General features: G+C 69.8%; 12 protein-coding genes and 1 tRNA gene. 5 read left to right on the forward strand and 8 right to left on the reverse strand.

The genetic code is table 11. The features are described from left to right. Window positions 1–160 precede the first annotated feature (160 nt). A complete protein-coding gene (locus ASG74_RS08640; RefSeq protein WP_082569605.1) occupies window positions 161–2,617 on the forward strand; it encodes a transglycosylase domain-containing protein in 2,457 nt (818 codons plus the stop codon). Between the two features lie 88 nt (window positions 2,618–2,705). On the opposite strand, the gene ASG74_RS08645 is transcribed toward ASG74_RS08640, so the two are convergent. Continuing rightward, window positions 2,706–3,167: a GatB/YqeY domain-containing protein gene (locus tag ASG74_RS08645; protein WP_056141545.1), complete on the reverse strand. Its 462-nt coding sequence runs from the start codon at window positions 3,165–3,167 to the stop codon at window positions 2,706–2,708. Between the two features lie 43 nt (window positions 3,168–3,210). Between ASG74_RS08645 and ASG74_RS08650 the strand changes: the two genes are divergently transcribed. The 3 genes from ASG74_RS08650 (at window position 3,211) to ASG74_RS08660 (ending at window position 5,285) form a co-directional block, all read left to right on the forward strand. Next, the gene (locus tag ASG74_RS08650) at window positions 3,211–4,152 is read left to right on the forward strand and encodes a metallophosphoesterase (RefSeq protein ID WP_056141546.1); all 942 of its coding nucleotides are present in this window, start codon (window positions 3,211–3,213) and stop codon (window positions 4,150–4,152) included. A 98-nt stretch (window positions 4,153–4,250) separates the two neighbouring features. Then, a tRNA-Pro gene (locus tag ASG74_RS08655) sits at window positions 4,251–4,327 on the forward strand. A gap of 100 nt (window positions 4,328–4,427) precedes the next feature. Then, on the forward strand, window positions 4,428–5,285 hold the full coding sequence (locus ASG74_RS08660; RefSeq protein ID WP_056141550.1) for an ERCC4 domain-containing protein: 858 nt from the start codon (window positions 4,428–4,430) through the stop codon (window positions 5,283–5,285). Window positions 5,286–5,289: 4 nt separating this feature from the next. Here the strand turns inward: ASG74_RS08660 and ASG74_RS08665 are convergent, their stop codons facing one another. Continuing rightward, the gene (locus ASG74_RS08665; protein ID WP_056141552.1) at window positions 5,290–6,255 is read right to left on the reverse strand and encodes a hypothetical protein; all 966 of its coding nucleotides are present in this window, start codon (window positions 6,253–6,255) and stop codon (window positions 5,290–5,292) included. Between the two features lie 339 nt (window positions 6,256–6,594). Here ASG74_RS08665 and ASG74_RS08670 point away from each other — a divergent pair, with 339 nt between their 5' ends. Beyond that, on the forward strand, window positions 6,595–7,218 hold the full coding sequence (locus ASG74_RS08670) for a hypothetical protein (protein ID WP_056141555.1): 624 nt from the start codon (window positions 6,595–6,597) through the stop codon (window positions 7,216–7,218). A gap of 77 nt (window positions 7,219–7,295) precedes the next feature. Here the strand turns inward: ASG74_RS08670 and ASG74_RS08675 are convergent, their stop codons facing one another. From ASG74_RS08675 to recR, 6 genes are all read right to left on the reverse strand, one after another. Then, window positions 7,296–8,495, reverse strand: coding sequence for a pyrophosphate--fructose-6-phosphate 1-phosphotransferase (locus ASG74_RS08675; protein ID WP_056141559.1), 1,200 nt, complete (start codon window positions 8,493–8,495; stop codon window positions 7,296–7,298). Between the two features lie 96 nt (window positions 8,496–8,591). Then, the gene (locus ASG74_RS08680) at window positions 8,592–9,584 is read right to left on the reverse strand and encodes a LytR C-terminal domain-containing protein (protein WP_056141562.1); all 993 of its coding nucleotides are present in this window, start codon (window positions 9,582–9,584) and stop codon (window positions 8,592–8,594) included. Window positions 9,585–9,713: 129 nt separating this feature from the next. After that, entirely contained in the window at window positions 9,714–10,775 is a 1,062-nt protein-coding gene (locus tag ASG74_RS08685) for an aspartate-semialdehyde dehydrogenase (RefSeq protein WP_056141565.1), read from the reverse strand. Between the two features lie 29 nt (window positions 10,776–10,804). Further along, window positions 10,805–12,088, reverse strand: coding sequence for an aspartate kinase (locus ASG74_RS08690; protein ID WP_056141568.1), 1,284 nt, complete (start codon window positions 12,086–12,088; stop codon window positions 10,805–10,807). Window positions 12,089–12,288: 200 nt separating this feature from the next. Then, window positions 12,289–12,894, reverse strand: a complete 606-nt coding sequence (locus ASG74_RS08695; RefSeq protein ID WP_056141571.1) for a DUF5063 domain-containing protein — start codon at window positions 12,892–12,894, stop codon at window positions 12,289–12,291. Continuing rightward, complete coding sequence (gene recR, locus ASG74_RS08700; RefSeq protein ID WP_056141575.1) at window positions 12,887–13,486, reverse strand: recombination mediator RecR; 600 nt, start codon at window positions 13,484–13,486, stop codon at window positions 12,887–12,889. Before recR ends, ASG74_RS08695 begins: the two co-directional genes overlap by 8 nt. Window positions 13,487–13,594: the final 108 nt, after the last annotated feature.

Genomic DNA, 13,594 nt, shown 5'->3' on the forward strand with positions numbered 1-13,594 from the left:
CCCGAAAACTAGGCAGTAGGTGAAACATGCACCATGACGATTTTGGGGACTAGTTACATAGTCCATCGTAACTAGTTACCTGTCTAGGCACCAACCGCGGCCGACCCCGCCTCCGGTGCGGCTCGCGGGGGTGCACATTTTCCCGAGTTACCCTGCTGGTATGGAAGGTCGCGCCCACAATCTCTCCCACGTCCTGCGTCTGCTGACGGGGCTCGTCGTCCTGAGCGCCCTCATGGGGCTGCTCATGGCCGGGCTGGCCATCCCCGCCATCGGCGCCGGCGGCAGTGCCACCAAGAGCGGCGTCCAGGCCTTCAACGACCTGCCGAGCGAGTTCTCCGTCTCCCCACTGGCCCAGCAGTCACGCATCATCGACGCGAGTGGCAACCTCATTGCCAACCCCTATGACGAGAACCGCATCATCGTGCCGCTCAAGCGGATCTCGCCGTGGATGCAGAAGGCTCAGATCGCCATCGAGGACTCCCGCTTCTATGAGCACGGTGGCCTCGACGTGCGTGGGTTCACGCGCGCCATGGTGTCCAACGCCACGAGTGGTGACGTGCAGGGCGCTTCGACGCTGACCCAGCAGTACGTCAAGATCACGCTGCAGGAGAACGCTCTGCGCGCCGACGACCAGGAGGCCGCCAAGGCCGCCGTCGCCAAGACCTACACCCGCAAGCTGCAGGAGCTGAAGTACGCGCTCGACGTCGAGCGCAACTTCACCAAGGACCAGATCCTCGCGGGCTACCTCAACCTCGTCTACTACGGCGACCAGGCCTACGGCGTGGAGGCGGCCGCCCAGAACTACTTCGGCGTCAGCGCCGCGAAGCTCAACCTCGCCCAGGCCGCCCTCCTCGCCGGCATCGTCCAGCAGCCCACCACCTTCAACCCGGTCATCAACCCCAAGAACTCGCAGGCGCGGCGCAACGCGGTCCTCGACCGCATGCAGCAGCTCGGAGTGGCATCCGCCAAGGACGTCGCGGCGGCCAAGAAGATCCCGGTCACCAAGATGCTCGGCAACCGCAAGCCGCCCAAGGGGGTGTGCCAGCGCTCGAGCGAGCCGTTCTTCTGCGCCTACATGATGGAGTACCTCCAGAAGTCGCCACAGATGGCCGTCCTGGGCAAGACCCCGGCCGAGCGCCTCAAGAACATCAACCAGGGCGGTCTGACGATCAAGACCACGCTCGACCCCAAGCTTCAGAAGGCGGCTCTGCGCGAGCTGACCAAGGCCGTGCCGATCGGCAACAAGAGCAACCTCGGTGGGGCCTCCACGGTCATCGAGCCGGGCACCGGCAAGATCCTTGCGATGGCCCAGGCGACCAACTTCGCCAAGAGCCAGCTGAACCTCAACGCCGACCAGCGCTACGGCGGCAGCCAGTTCGGCTACCAGTTCGGTTCCACCGCCAAGATGTACGCCCTGGTGACGGCGCTCGAGTCGGGCATGCCCCTCGACGGCATCATCGACGCTCCCGAGGCCGGCCCGGGCAAGCCCTACCTCTTCCCGGTCAAGGAGATGAAGGACCGCTGCAACGCCCAGGAGGCGTGGCCGGTGTCGAACGACTACACCAGCGGCGGCAAGATGCCGCTGGCCGAGGCCACCGCCGAGTCGATCAACACCGCGTTCGCGCAGCTCGTCATCGACCTCGGCGGCTGCAAGGTCCACGAGACGATGGACCGGATGGGCCTGCACCAAGGTGACGGCAAGCCGATCAGCTCCTCGATCTCCTCCATCACGCTCGGCGCGGGAACGGTCACGCCGATGACGCTGGCCTCGTCATACGCCACCCTCGCCGCTCGCGGGATGCACTGCGAGCCCACGCCGATCGAGTCGGTCACGACGTCGAACGGCAAGACCATCAAGGTCCCGCCAGCGCAGTGCGAGCAGGTCATCCGGGCCGACATCGCCGACGGCGTCAACGAGCTGCTCCAGGGCCCGCTGGCGGCGAAGCGTGGCACCGCCAAGGGTGTGTGGGACGTGAGCAAGCGGCCCGCCGCAGGCAAGACCGGCACCACCGACAACCACAACCAGTCCTGGTTCGTCGGCTACACGCCGCAGCGCGCCGTGGCGGTGTGGGTGGGCAACGTCAAGCCCGCGCGGGCCAACGGCAAGCTTCTGACCCTCAACCACAAGTGCTTCGGCGAGTACGGCTGCCGGGCCAAGGTGTTCGGTGGCACGATCGCCGCGCCCGTCTGGGCGGCGATCATGCACGCTGCCACTGACGCGCTGCCGGTCGAGAAGTTCACCGAGCCCTCCGAGAGGGTCAAGAACGGCAACTACATCAAGCTCCCGGACGTCGTGGGTGACAGCGTCGACACGGCCACCGGGAAGCTCGAGGATGCCGGCTTCAAGGTGACGGTCGGCGACAGCGTCGACAGCTCGGTCAGCGAGGGTCGTGTCGCGCGCACCAGCCCCACCGTTCGCGCACCGAAGGGCGGCACGATCACGCTGTTCACCTCGCGTGGCTACACGCCTCCGGCGTACACCCCACCGGCGTACACCCCACCGGCGTACACGCCGCCGCCCGCGCCGCGCCCGAAGCCGAAGGCGACGCCCCAGTCGACGCCGACCCCCAAGGCCACGAAGACCAAGGGTCCGAAGACACCTCCCACGCCCAAGTGAGCCCAACGCAAGGGCCGGAGCGACTCCCACGAGTCGCTCCGGCCCTTGCGTTCGACCCGGCTGGACCCAGGACGCGTCCCGGGCTGGGTCAGCCGGCCAGCACCCGCTTGACGATGGCGGCCACGCGGCCACCGTCGGCGCGCCCGGCGATCTCGCCCTGCGCGGCCTTCATGACCTGACCCATCTGCGCCATGCTGCTCGCGCCGGTCGAGTCCACGGCGGCACGCACGATGCGCTCGAGCTCGGCGTCGTCGAGCTGCTGCGGCAGGTAGTCCTCGAGGATGACCAGCTCGGCGTCCTCTGTGGCGGCGAGCTCGAGGCGGCCGGCGCCCGTGTATGCCGTGGACGCCTCCTTGCGCTTCTTGGCCTCCTTGGCGATGACCTTGAGGACCTCGTCGTCGCTGAGCTCCTTGGCCTCGGTCCCGGCCACCTCGGCGTTGGTGATCGCGGTGAGGGTCATGCGCAGGGTGCCGGCGCGGACCTTGTCCTTGCTGCGCATGGCGTCGTGGAGGTCGCTTCGCAGCGTGTCCTTGAGAGTGGTGTCGGTCATGGGGCCCAGTCTCGCACCCAGCGTCAACCGGGATACTGGGGCGATGACGTCGATGACCAGGACTGTTCTGCGCACCGCGGCCGGTGTCGTCGCCACCGGGGCGGCGGGCGTGGCGTACGCCGGGCTCGTCGAGCGCAACCTGTTCACGGTGCGCCACTTCGACGTGCCGGTGCTACCGCCGGGGGCAGCGCCCGTGCGCATCCTCCAGGTGAGCGACCTCCACCTCACTCCCGGTCAGCGTCGGAAGATCGAGTGGGTGCGCCAGCTCGCCTCTCTCGCACCCGACTTCGTCGTCAACTCCGGTGACAACCTCGCAGCCATGGACGCCGTTCCCGGCCTGCTGCGCGCGATGGAGCCGCTCATGGAATTCCCGGGGGCGTTCGTGCTCGGCTCCAACGACCGCTACGGGCCGGTGCCCAAGAACCCCAGTCGCTACCTCACCCGTGACCATGCGCGGGCACCGAGCATGGCCCGGCCCACCCTCCCGGTCGACGACCTCACGGCCGGCCTGCGCGGCGGCGGCTGGCTGGACCTCGACAATGCCCGCACGACCGTGACGATGGGGCCGCACCGCGTCGAGGTCGTCGGTGTCGACGACCCCCACATCGAGCTCGACCGGTATGCCGCCGTGTCGGCTCCCGCCGCCACCGACGTCGCGCTGACGCTGGGTCTGGTGCACGCGCCCTACCAGCGGGTGCTCGATGCCATGACCGCCGACGGCGCCAAGCTGGTCCTGGCCGGGCACACCCACGGCGGGCAGCTGGCCCTGCCGTTCTACGGGGCGCTCGTCACCAACTGCGACATCGACACCGGGCGGGCCAAGGGCGTGTCCCGTTGGTGGCCCGGAGCGGGAGGCGACGTGCCCACGCAACCCAGCGACGCGGCATACCTGCATGTGTCTGCCGGGCTGGGGACCTCGCCCTATGCGCCAGTGCGTTTTGCCTGTCGGCCGGAGGCCACGTTGCTCACCTTGGTCGGTCGCTGAACCCGTGGGACCGTCCTGTCCGTGGATCGGATTTCGGGTGGCGGGTCGCCGTCGGCTATCCTCTGGTGTCGCCGCCTGCGAGGGCGAGGACACTGCCACGGGGTGTGGCGCAGCTTGGTAGCGCGCTTCGTTCGGGACGAAGAGGTCGCAGGTTCAAATCCTGTCACCCCGACCAGGAAACCGCAGGTCGAAGGCCCTTTGCTCATGAGAGCAAAGGGCCTTCCTGCGGTGCCGGCGCCGCACCACCCGGGGAGGTCGCGAGCTAGGCTCGTGGGGTGGTCGAGACGGGTCCGGTGCTGGTCGACCATCGAGAGCGGGGCAGCGCGATCCCGGCTGCTCTGGTGGCGGCCGGACTTCACGTGGAGATGGTGGACCTGCCGGTCGGTGACTACGTCCTTGGCCCTGGTCTCGCGGTCGAGCGCAAGGGTCCGACCGACCTGGGCGCCTCCATCCGTGACGGGAGGCTGTTCGACCAGGCGGTGCGCCTGCAGTCGGCGTTCCCGCAAGCCGTGCTCGTCATCGAGGGAGAGCCGCGCTGGATCGCCGAGGACGCCTGGCGGGGCGCGGTGTGCCGGCTCATCGAGGACGGGTTCACGGTGCTCCACAGCCTGGATCCGGAAGACACAGCGGCCTGGATCGTGCGCCTCGCCAAGCGCGCCCGGCGCGCCGCGCCGACCATCCGCACCGAGGGACCGCGGCGCGCTCCGCGCCACCCGTCAGCCCAGGCCGAGCTCATGCTCTCGGTCGTCCCCGGCATCTCCACGACGATGGCCCGCAGCCTCGTCGCCGCCTACGGCAGCGTCTCAGCAGTAGCCGCGGCAGCGCCGGAGGGACTGCGCGACCATCCCGGTATCGGCAGGGTGCGTGCGGCTGGCCTCGCGGAGGCGTTGAACGGCAGCTACATCGCACCGACCGACCGGGAGGAGGAGCCCCTGCGGCCCTCACGAGGCACGCCACGGCTGCGGCGCTGGCTCCTCAGTGGCCCCGGCGACGATGCCGAGGCCCAGTCCTTCGACCGCCGGGCCATCGCGCTGCGCGCTCTGCGGTCCGCCGAGGAGGGAACCCAGCTCGTCGACGGCCTGACCGGTGAGGTCGTGGAGACAAAACCAGGGAGAACGGGCGACACGTCGTGAGCTGTCAACGGGCGCCGTTGGGCACCGGGTGCGCAGTCGCGGCCTCCTCCGGGAGCCCGTCCGCCCAGTAGTCGAAGGTCTGAGCCACCCAGAAGGTGGCGAACGAGACGAGCAGCACGACCTCCACCCACAGCACCCACTCGTCGGGCGTCCCACCACCGAAGAACTGGTCCATGACCACGAGGACGATGGCCACGGCAAAGGTCGCAGCCATGACCCCGGCCACGATGCCGTAGATGGTGGCGTAGGACGTCGCGGCCCGCCCGGCCACCCCAGCCCGGCGGTCGGACGCCCGGCGGGCGTTCACGTAGGCAACCCCGGTCATGAGCCCGAAGAGGGGCACGGCCGCACCGAAGTGGGCCCCACCGAGGAAGGACTCGCGGCCGAACCGGAACCACAGCGCGAACGCGACCCACGTGGCGGCCACGACGACGAACCCGATCCGTGTGCCCCGCGATGTCTCGGGGCGCCGGATGATCGTGACCGCGCCGAGGAGGATCCCGGCGAGCCCCAGGCCGAGCAGCCCCCAGACGTTGTTGACGACAGAGGGCACGAACTCGGGCGGCACCGAGCACCGGCCGTCCGGGTCGCACGGAGCTCCACCGGCCCCTCGCGGCGTCGGCACGAAGGCGACCACCGGGGCCAGCATCCCGGCGATGTTGAGCGCCGAGTCCTCGAAACCGCGACGGCCGACGATGGCCGCGAGGCTGATGCCGATGGCGACGAGAGCGCCGACGAAGACGCTGCGCGACGGGGTGTAGTAGTACGCGCTGATCGACCCGAGCCGCTGGTTGGCAGCGATCCCGGTGGACCGCTCGAGGAACACCGACCCGAGAAGCAGCAGCACGAGCCCCACCAGGCTCAGCCGCAGGTAGCGATAGGTGCGCACCGCCGCGCTGGCGCGCACTCGCTGCGGTGTGATCGGTGCGGCGGTGGGACCAGTGGGGGTTCCCTGGGCGAGGTCGGTCATGGCGGTCTCCTTCGCAGCGACGTGGGCGTCAACACCTCACAGGAGGTGCGTCACCACCTCCAGATACCTGTCGCGAGGGCGTATCTCGGCCCGTGCCTGGCGCTCCTGAGCGATGACGGCAGACGCACGCACAACGGCCGCCGAGCTGACAGCGGCACCCGCGAAACCGGCATACCCGGCTGAAAGACGTCGGGTATGCCGTGTGCCCGCCCTGGGGTGAAAGGGCACCTGACGTGCCGAGAGACCCACCTCCACTCCCCCGTTGGGCCCGGATTCGTGGCAGGTTCGGACCAGGCCCAACTCCCTGGTCGGGCATGCCACATCCGAAGGAGGACGAACATGCAACCCATCTACTGGTGGATCATCGCGGTGGTCGTCGTGCTGGTGATCATCTGGCTCGTCGCGCGCGCCATGAGCGGACGGCGCGCCGAGCAGCACCGCGAGCAGGCTGCCGAGATCCGCACCGACGCACAGCAGCACGACCGAGACTTCCGCGAGCGCCAGGCCAAGGCCGACGAGGCCGACGCCCAGGCACGACGCGCGCAGGCCGAGGCGGACGAAGCCAACGCCAAGGCTCGGCAGCTGCAGACCGAGGCCGAGCGTCGCGGGGAGTCCGCCGAAGAGGTGCGCTCCGAGCGGGACGACCGCCTGCGCCATGCTGACTCGCTCGACCCCGATGTCGAGACCGACAAGGACGGCAACCGGGTCGGCACGGGAGCCGCTGGGAACCGGGCGGCCTACGGCGACCGTGACGCGGACGGCGACGTCGGCCTCGACGACCGGCTCGAGAACCGGGCCGACTCCAGCGTCGGTCGCGACAACCCCCAACACAATGACCTCGGCGACGGTCACGACGACGCCACGTGGGACGGTGACGACCGCAGAAGCGGCGACAGGCTACGCGGCACGGCGGCCGACGTCCGCGGGAAACGCGACACCGACGGGGACGGCCACCGCGGCTGACCCAGCTTGACGTCTCGGCCCCCGGTGCACCCTGGCACCGGGGGCCGAGCTGCGTCAGGGGCTCCGAGGCCTACCGCTCAGGCGTGCCCGATCGCGGCACGCAGCTCGGCGAACCACGGCACCGAGGCGTCGAAGGCCTTGCCGCCGGCCACCCGTGGGAACTCGACGGCCCGCAGCTCGTTGCCGCGTTCCTCGTCCTCGCCCACGAGACCGGACTCACCGCGCAGGGCGGCGTCGACGGCATACTCCGTGCACTGGCGGATGAGCGCGAGGTCCTCCTCACCGGCAGCGGCGGAGCGCGAGAAGTAGCCGGACTTCTGCACCATGACCTTCTCGGCACCCAGCAGCTCGGCGAACTGCTTGCCGAACCAGGCGCCCGGGCTCACCTTGTCGAGCTGCACGTGGCCGAAGGGGTCGCGAGGGACCTCTTGCCCAGCCGCCTCGAGCTCGGCGACGACCTCACTCACGCCCGCGCCCTCGGACAGGAAGATGTTGACGCATCCCACCTCGTCCATGACGGACGTGAGCCGGGCACTCTCGCCGGGCAGGTCGATGGGCGACTCGGGGACGAAGACGGCGTGGACGTCCCACCGGCGAGGGTCGAGCCCGATGCCGGGAAGCCACTCCTGCTCGCCCACCCAGGCGTGGTGGCGGCGAGCCGTCTCGGCGGTGAGCCAGCCGCAGTGGCGCCCCATGACCTCATGGATGATGAGCATCCGGGGGTTGGACGAGTGCTCGGCCAGGATGTTGCGGGCGAAGATCGCGCCCTGCTCGGCGGCGGTCCACGCACCGAGGGACTGGCGGATCGGGATGATGTCGTTGTCGATCGTCTTGGGCAGCCCGACGACCGTGAGGGGGTAGTCGTTGTCCGCGAGGTACGCGGCGAGGTCGGCCGCTGTCGTGTTCGTGTCGTCCCCACCGATGGTGTGCAGCACATCGACGCCGTCCCTTGTGAGCTGCTCGGCCGCCACGCGCAACGGGTCCTGCCCCTCCTGGACGAGGCCGCGCTTCACGCAGTCGGCGACGTTGGTCAGCTTGACCCGGCTGTTGCCGATCGGGGAGCCCCCGAAGCGGTGGAGCAGCGCCGCGCCGGCGCGTACCTCGCGCGTGACCTCCACCGAGCGGCCGGTGAGCAGGCCGGCATACCCGTTCTGGTAGGCGATGATCCGCACGTCCGGCGCAACCGCGGTGTAGCGCTCGATGAGTCCGCCCACCGCTGACGAGAGGCAGGGCGCGAGTCCACCGGCGGTGAGCAGGGCAACGGTCTGGACAGGCATGGACGGGCTCCTCGGGCACGGGTGGGGGTCAGGGACCAGTCTCTCAGTGTGACCGGCAACACACGCAGCGCCCTACCGACTGGTGGACAGTGGCCGTCAGGTGCAGGGGCGCGTCACCGTGGGCGGGGGGTCCTTGCGCTGGGCCTTCTTCTGCGGCAGCTCGGCCTTGGGCGTGACACCCTCGAACTTGTTGCCGAGCAGGACGTCGATCGTCATGTTGTCCCGGGCGACCTCACGCAGGGTGGCGCCCTTGAACTGCTGGGCGACGAGCGCGGCAGCGAGGTCGGCGTCGGGTCCGTGGAGGATGACGGCGACGTCGTCGGGCAGGAAGGACCCGTCGGGGTTGTTGCCCTGCTTGCCGGTGCTGAAGCCGCGCTTGGTGAGCTCGTCGAAGGCCGACTTCGCCAGGCCACTGCGCCACGTCGTGTTGTAGACGTTGACGGTGAAGTCGCTCAGCTCCGGGGGCTTCGGCGGTGGGGCGGGCAGCATCTTGGTGAAGTCGCCGCCGAGGACGAAGGAGATGGAGGTGCCGGAGCGGCCGTCGTTCTGCAGCTCGGCGCCGTCGATCGTCTGCGCGGCGAGGAGGGCCTGGTCGAGTCCCGCGTTGCCGTGGTAGATCCGGGCGGGTCCCTTGACCCACAGGGTGCGGGGTGCGGTCGTCACCTCGGCGACGGTGAAGCCGCGGCGGGCGAGGTCGCGACCCACGGTGTGGCCCGCGCCGTCCTGGCCCGAGGCGTTCATCACGGTGACCTTGAAGGAGTCGGTCGCCGGGGCCAGCACGACCAGGGGCTGGCAGACCACCTGCGGGTCAGGGGTCATGAGGCCGGTGCCGTAGGCCGCGGCGATGCTGGCCGAGCCGAGCAGCAGGGCGGGGATCGTGATGAACGCGGCGAGGTGGCGGAACTGGTAGCGACGCCAGATCTGCTCGTCGCTCAGGGCCTCCTGGGTCTTCGCGCGCTCGAGCAGCTCCTTGTGGACGGTGTTGCGCGTCATGCCCAGGCTGCGCCGGGCAAGGTCGCGGGAGGCGGCAGCGGCGCGCGCGGGCAGACGTGACCCTTCGGGCTGCTGCTGCCCCTGCTTCCTGAACACGGTGCCTCCTCGGCGCTCGGTACGACCCAGCGGTCCCACAACCGCTGCAGGAATTGCACCACGAGTCACACAAGTCACACCAGTAACACGCCGAACCTGTCACCTGACCGAGACCAATGGCGGACGAACTCAGAGCGTGGCCGCGACCAGCTCCGCCGTCTGCAGCATGTTGAGGGCCGCGCCCTTGCGCAGGTTGTCGCCGCAGACGAACAGGTCGATCGTGCGCGGGAAGTCGATGGCCTGGCGCATCCGGCCCACGAAGCGGGGGTCCGCGCCGACCATGTCGGCCGGAGTCGGGAACTCCCCCTGCTCGGGGTCGTCCATGACGACGACACCGGGTGCCTCGACGAGCGCCTGGCGGGCCTTGGCGACGTTGATCGACCTGGTGAAGGTGGCGTGGACCGAGACGGAGTGCGCGGAGACGACCGGGACCCGCACGCACGTCGCCGACACCTTGAGGTCAGGCATGCCGAGGATCTTGCGCGTCTCCTGGCGGATCTTGGACTCCTCCGAGCTCCAGCCGTCACCGACGTGGGTCCCGGCGAACGGGAGGACGTTGAGGGCCAGGGGACCGCCGAACATGCTCGGCCCGAGCTCGTGGTCGATGGCTCGGCGCACGTCACCCGGGCGCATGCCGAGCTCGCGGTCACCGGCCACGACGGCGATCTCGTCGTGGAGACGGGCCATCCCGGCCCGGCCGAGCCCTGACGCGGCCTGGAAGCTCGTGACGACGAGCTCGGTGAGCTCCCACTGCGCGTGCAGCACGGCGAGCACATCGATCATCGTCATCACCGTGGCACCCGGGTTGGCGATGATGCCTCGCGGCCGGTCTCTCACCGCCTCCGGGTTGATCTCCGGGACGACGAGGGGCACGTCGGGGTCGCGGCGGAACGTCGGGCTGTTGTCGATGACGATGGCACCGTGCTCGACGGCGACCTTGGCCCACTCGGCAGAGATCTCCGGCGGCACGTCCACCACCGCCACGTCGACGCCGTCGAAGAACTCCGGCGTCAGGGCCTGGATGGTGAGATCCTCGCCGGCCACCCGGCATACGGAACCGACGTCCTCGGCACCGGCGGCGAGGCGCACCTCTCCCCAGATGTGGCGACGCATCGGCAGCACGTCGAGCACGACGGTCCCGACGGCGCCCGTCGCGCCGACGACGGCCAGAGTCGGGGCAGCAGTCGTCACAGGGTCCTTCCGATCCGGGCCATCTTGCCTCAGCGGCCGGTGCCGGCGTAGACGACCGCCTCACCGTCCTGCGAGTCGAGCCCGAACGCGGTGTGCACCGCCTGCACGGCCTCGTCGAGGAGCTCGCTGCGGGTGATGACCGAGATGCGGATCTCGGAGGTGGAGATCATCTCGATGTTGACGTCGGCGTCGGCGAGCGCACGGAAGAAGGTCGCCGAGACGCCCGGGTTGGAGCGCATGCCGGCACCGACGAGCGAGAGCTTGCCGATCTGGTCGTCGTACTGCAGGCCGGTGAAGCCCACCTGCTCCTCGATGGCCTTGAGCGCCTCCATGGCCCGCTGCCCGTCGGCCTTGGGCAGGGTGAACGAGATGTCGGTGAGGCCCGTGTCGGTCGCCGAGACGTTCTGGACGATCATGTCGAGGTTGATCTCGGCGGCAGCGACCGCGTGGAAGATCTGGGCCGCCTTGCCGGTGGTGTCGGGCACTCCGACGACGGTGATCTTGGCCTCGCTGAGGTCGTGTGCGACACCGGCGATGATCGGGGCTTCCACGGCTTCTCCTTCGGGACCCTTGGGGGCCGGCTGGTCACTGACGATGGTGCCTTCCTTCGGGGTGAAGGAGGACCGGACGTGGATGGGGATGTCGTAGCGGCGGGCGTACTCGACGCTGCGCAGGTGCAGGACCTTGGACCCGCTGGCGGCCAGCTCGAGCATCTCCTCGGCCGAGATCCGGTCGAGCTTGCGCGCCCGGGGCACGATGCGCGGGTCGGCCGTGAAGACGCCGTCGACGTCGGTGTAGATCTCGCAGACCTCGGCGTTGAGCGCGGCCGCGAGCGCGACAGCGGTGGTGTCGGTGCCTCCGCGGCCCAGGGTGGTGATCTCCTTGGTCGTCTGGCTCACGCCCTGGAAGCCCGCGACGATGACGACGTGACCCTTGCCGAGGGCCTCGGTGATGCGGCCAGGCGTGACGTCGATGATCTTGGCCCGGCCGTGCGCCTCGTCGGTGATGACGCCGGCCTGGCTGCCGGTGAACGAGCGGGCACTGATCCCGAGGTCGTGGATGGCCATGGCGACGAGGGCCATGCTGATGCGCTCACCCGCGGTCATGAGCATGTCGAGCTCGCGGGGCGGCGGCACGGGGCTGACGTCCTGGGCGAGGTCGAGCAGCTCGTCGGTCGAGTCACCCATCGCGGAGACGGCGACGACGACCTCGTTGCCCGCCTTGCGGGTCTCGGCGATGCGACGTGCGACCCGCTTGATGCTCTCGGCATCGGCGAGCGAGGAGCCGCCGTACTTCTGGACGACGATGGGCACGTCTGGCACTCCCATGCGGGGTTCGCGGGTCTGCGGGTGGTCGCCAGTGAGTCTAACGGCGGCTTCTGGGCGGGTTTTCCACGCCCGTATGCCGGTCGCCCACCGCGCGTGCGCGGCTCACCTCGCTGGGCCGGGGCGACGTGTGACGCGGAGATCGTGGATCGTCCCGGTTGCAACCGGGACGATCCACGATTTCTGCGTCAGGGATGGAGGGCGTCGAACTCGGCCTCGGCGACCGCGTCAGGGTCGGCATCGAGGCGCACGTGCGCGAGGAGGGCCTGGAGGACCCGCAGGGCACTCGCGGCGCGCTCACCCCAGTCGGAGAGGTAGCTGAACTGCCACCACCACAGGGCCTCGAGGATGCGGCCCTCCTCGTGGTGGCGCAGGCCGTGGGCCAGCGCCGAGGCGATCACGGTGAGGTCGTTGGACAGCGAGCCGGTCGTGAGCTCGGGCTCGGTCACCGGGTCGACGACGTCGGCGTAGTCGTCGAGACCTTCGAGGAGGTTGGTGAGGTTCTCGCGCAACGGGTCGAGCTCGACGTCGGGGCCTGGGTCCACCTCGAAGCGGTCCTCCGGGACGATGTCCTCGATGGCTCCGAGGCGGGCGCCCATGACGAGCACCTGCGACACGGCGAGGAGCCCGAGCGGCAGGGCCGCAGCTGGGTTGGCACCGGAGGCGATGTCGGTGACGGTGGTGAGGTAGACGCGCGCCTCCTCCGCCGAGTCGGCGGCCAGGGCGCGCAGGTCCGAGAGCTGGTCGCCGGCGGACTCCAGGGTGGCGCTGGCGGTGCTCTCGTCGTCACGCATCGAGCAGCCTCCGTCCCTCGAACGCCCGGCCGAGCGTGACCTCGTCGGCGTACTCGAGGTCACCGCCCACGGGCAGCCCCGACGCGAGACGGGTGATCTTGATGCCCATGCCCTTGAGGAAGCGGGCGAGATAGCTCGCCGTGGCCTCACCCTCGAGGTTGGGGTCGGTCGCGATGATGACCTCGGTGACCTCGTTGCTCGCGAGCCGGGTCATCAGCTCACGGAAGGTCAGGTCGTCGGGCCCGATGCCGTCGATGGGGCTGATCGCGCCACCGAGGACGTGGTAGCGGCCACGGAACTCACGCGTGCGCTCGATGGCGACGACGTCCTTGGGCTCCTCCACGACACAGATGCTCGCGAGGTCGCGGCGCGGGTCGGCACAGATGCGGCACTGCTCGGACTCGGCAATGTTGAAGCAGGTCACGCAGAAGCGGACCTTGGCCTTGACCTGGGTGAGGGCATCCGTGAGCCGCTGCACGTCGACCGCATCGGACTGGAGCAGGTGGAAGGCGATGCGCTGCGCGCTCTTGGGGCCGACGCCCGGGAGTCGTCCGAGTTCGTCGATGAGGTCCTGCACTGCGCCTTCGTACACACCCCGAGCCTAGGCCACGTGGCCGTCACTGGCTCCCGCCGCGCGGGGGAAAGCCGACCGGACGGAACCGTGGGGGTCCGGAGGGTTCACAACCCTCCGGACGCCAAG

It is taken from the genome of Knoellia sp. Soil729 (assembly GCF_001427985.1).
Taxonomy (GTDB): Bacteria; Actinomycetota; Actinomycetes; order Actinomycetales; family Dermatophilaceae; genus Knoellia.

What these genes read in the sequence shown, in the direction of transcription:
- ASG74_RS08640 (WP_082569605.1), top strand. Translation starts at nt 161, where the DNA reads ATGGAAGGTCGCGCCCACAATCTCTCCCACGTCCTGCGTCTGCTGACG.
- ASG74_RS08670 (WP_056141555.1), top strand. Translation starts at nt 6,595, where the DNA reads ATGCAACCCATCTACTGGTGGATCATCGCGGTGGTCGTCGTGCTGGTG.
- ASG74_RS08645 (WP_056141545.1), bottom strand. Translation starts at nt 3,167, where the DNA reads ATGACCGACACCACTCTCAAGGACACGCTGCGAAGCGACCTCCACGAC.
- ASG74_RS08675 (WP_056141559.1), bottom strand. Translation starts at nt 8,495, where the DNA reads ATGCCTGTCCAGACCGTTGCCCTGCTCACCGCCGGTGGACTCGCGCCC.
- ASG74_RS08650 (WP_056141546.1), top strand. Translation starts at nt 3,211, where the DNA reads ATGACGTCGATGACCAGGACTGTTCTGCGCACCGCGGCCGGTGTCGTC.
- ASG74_RS08665 (WP_056141552.1), bottom strand. Translation starts at nt 6,255, where the DNA reads ATGACCGACCTCGCCCAGGGAACCCCCACTGGTCCCACCGCCGCACCG.
- ASG74_RS08695 (WP_056141571.1), bottom strand. Translation starts at nt 12,894, where the DNA reads ATGCGTGACGACGAGAGCACCGCCAGCGCCACCCTGGAGTCCGCCGGC.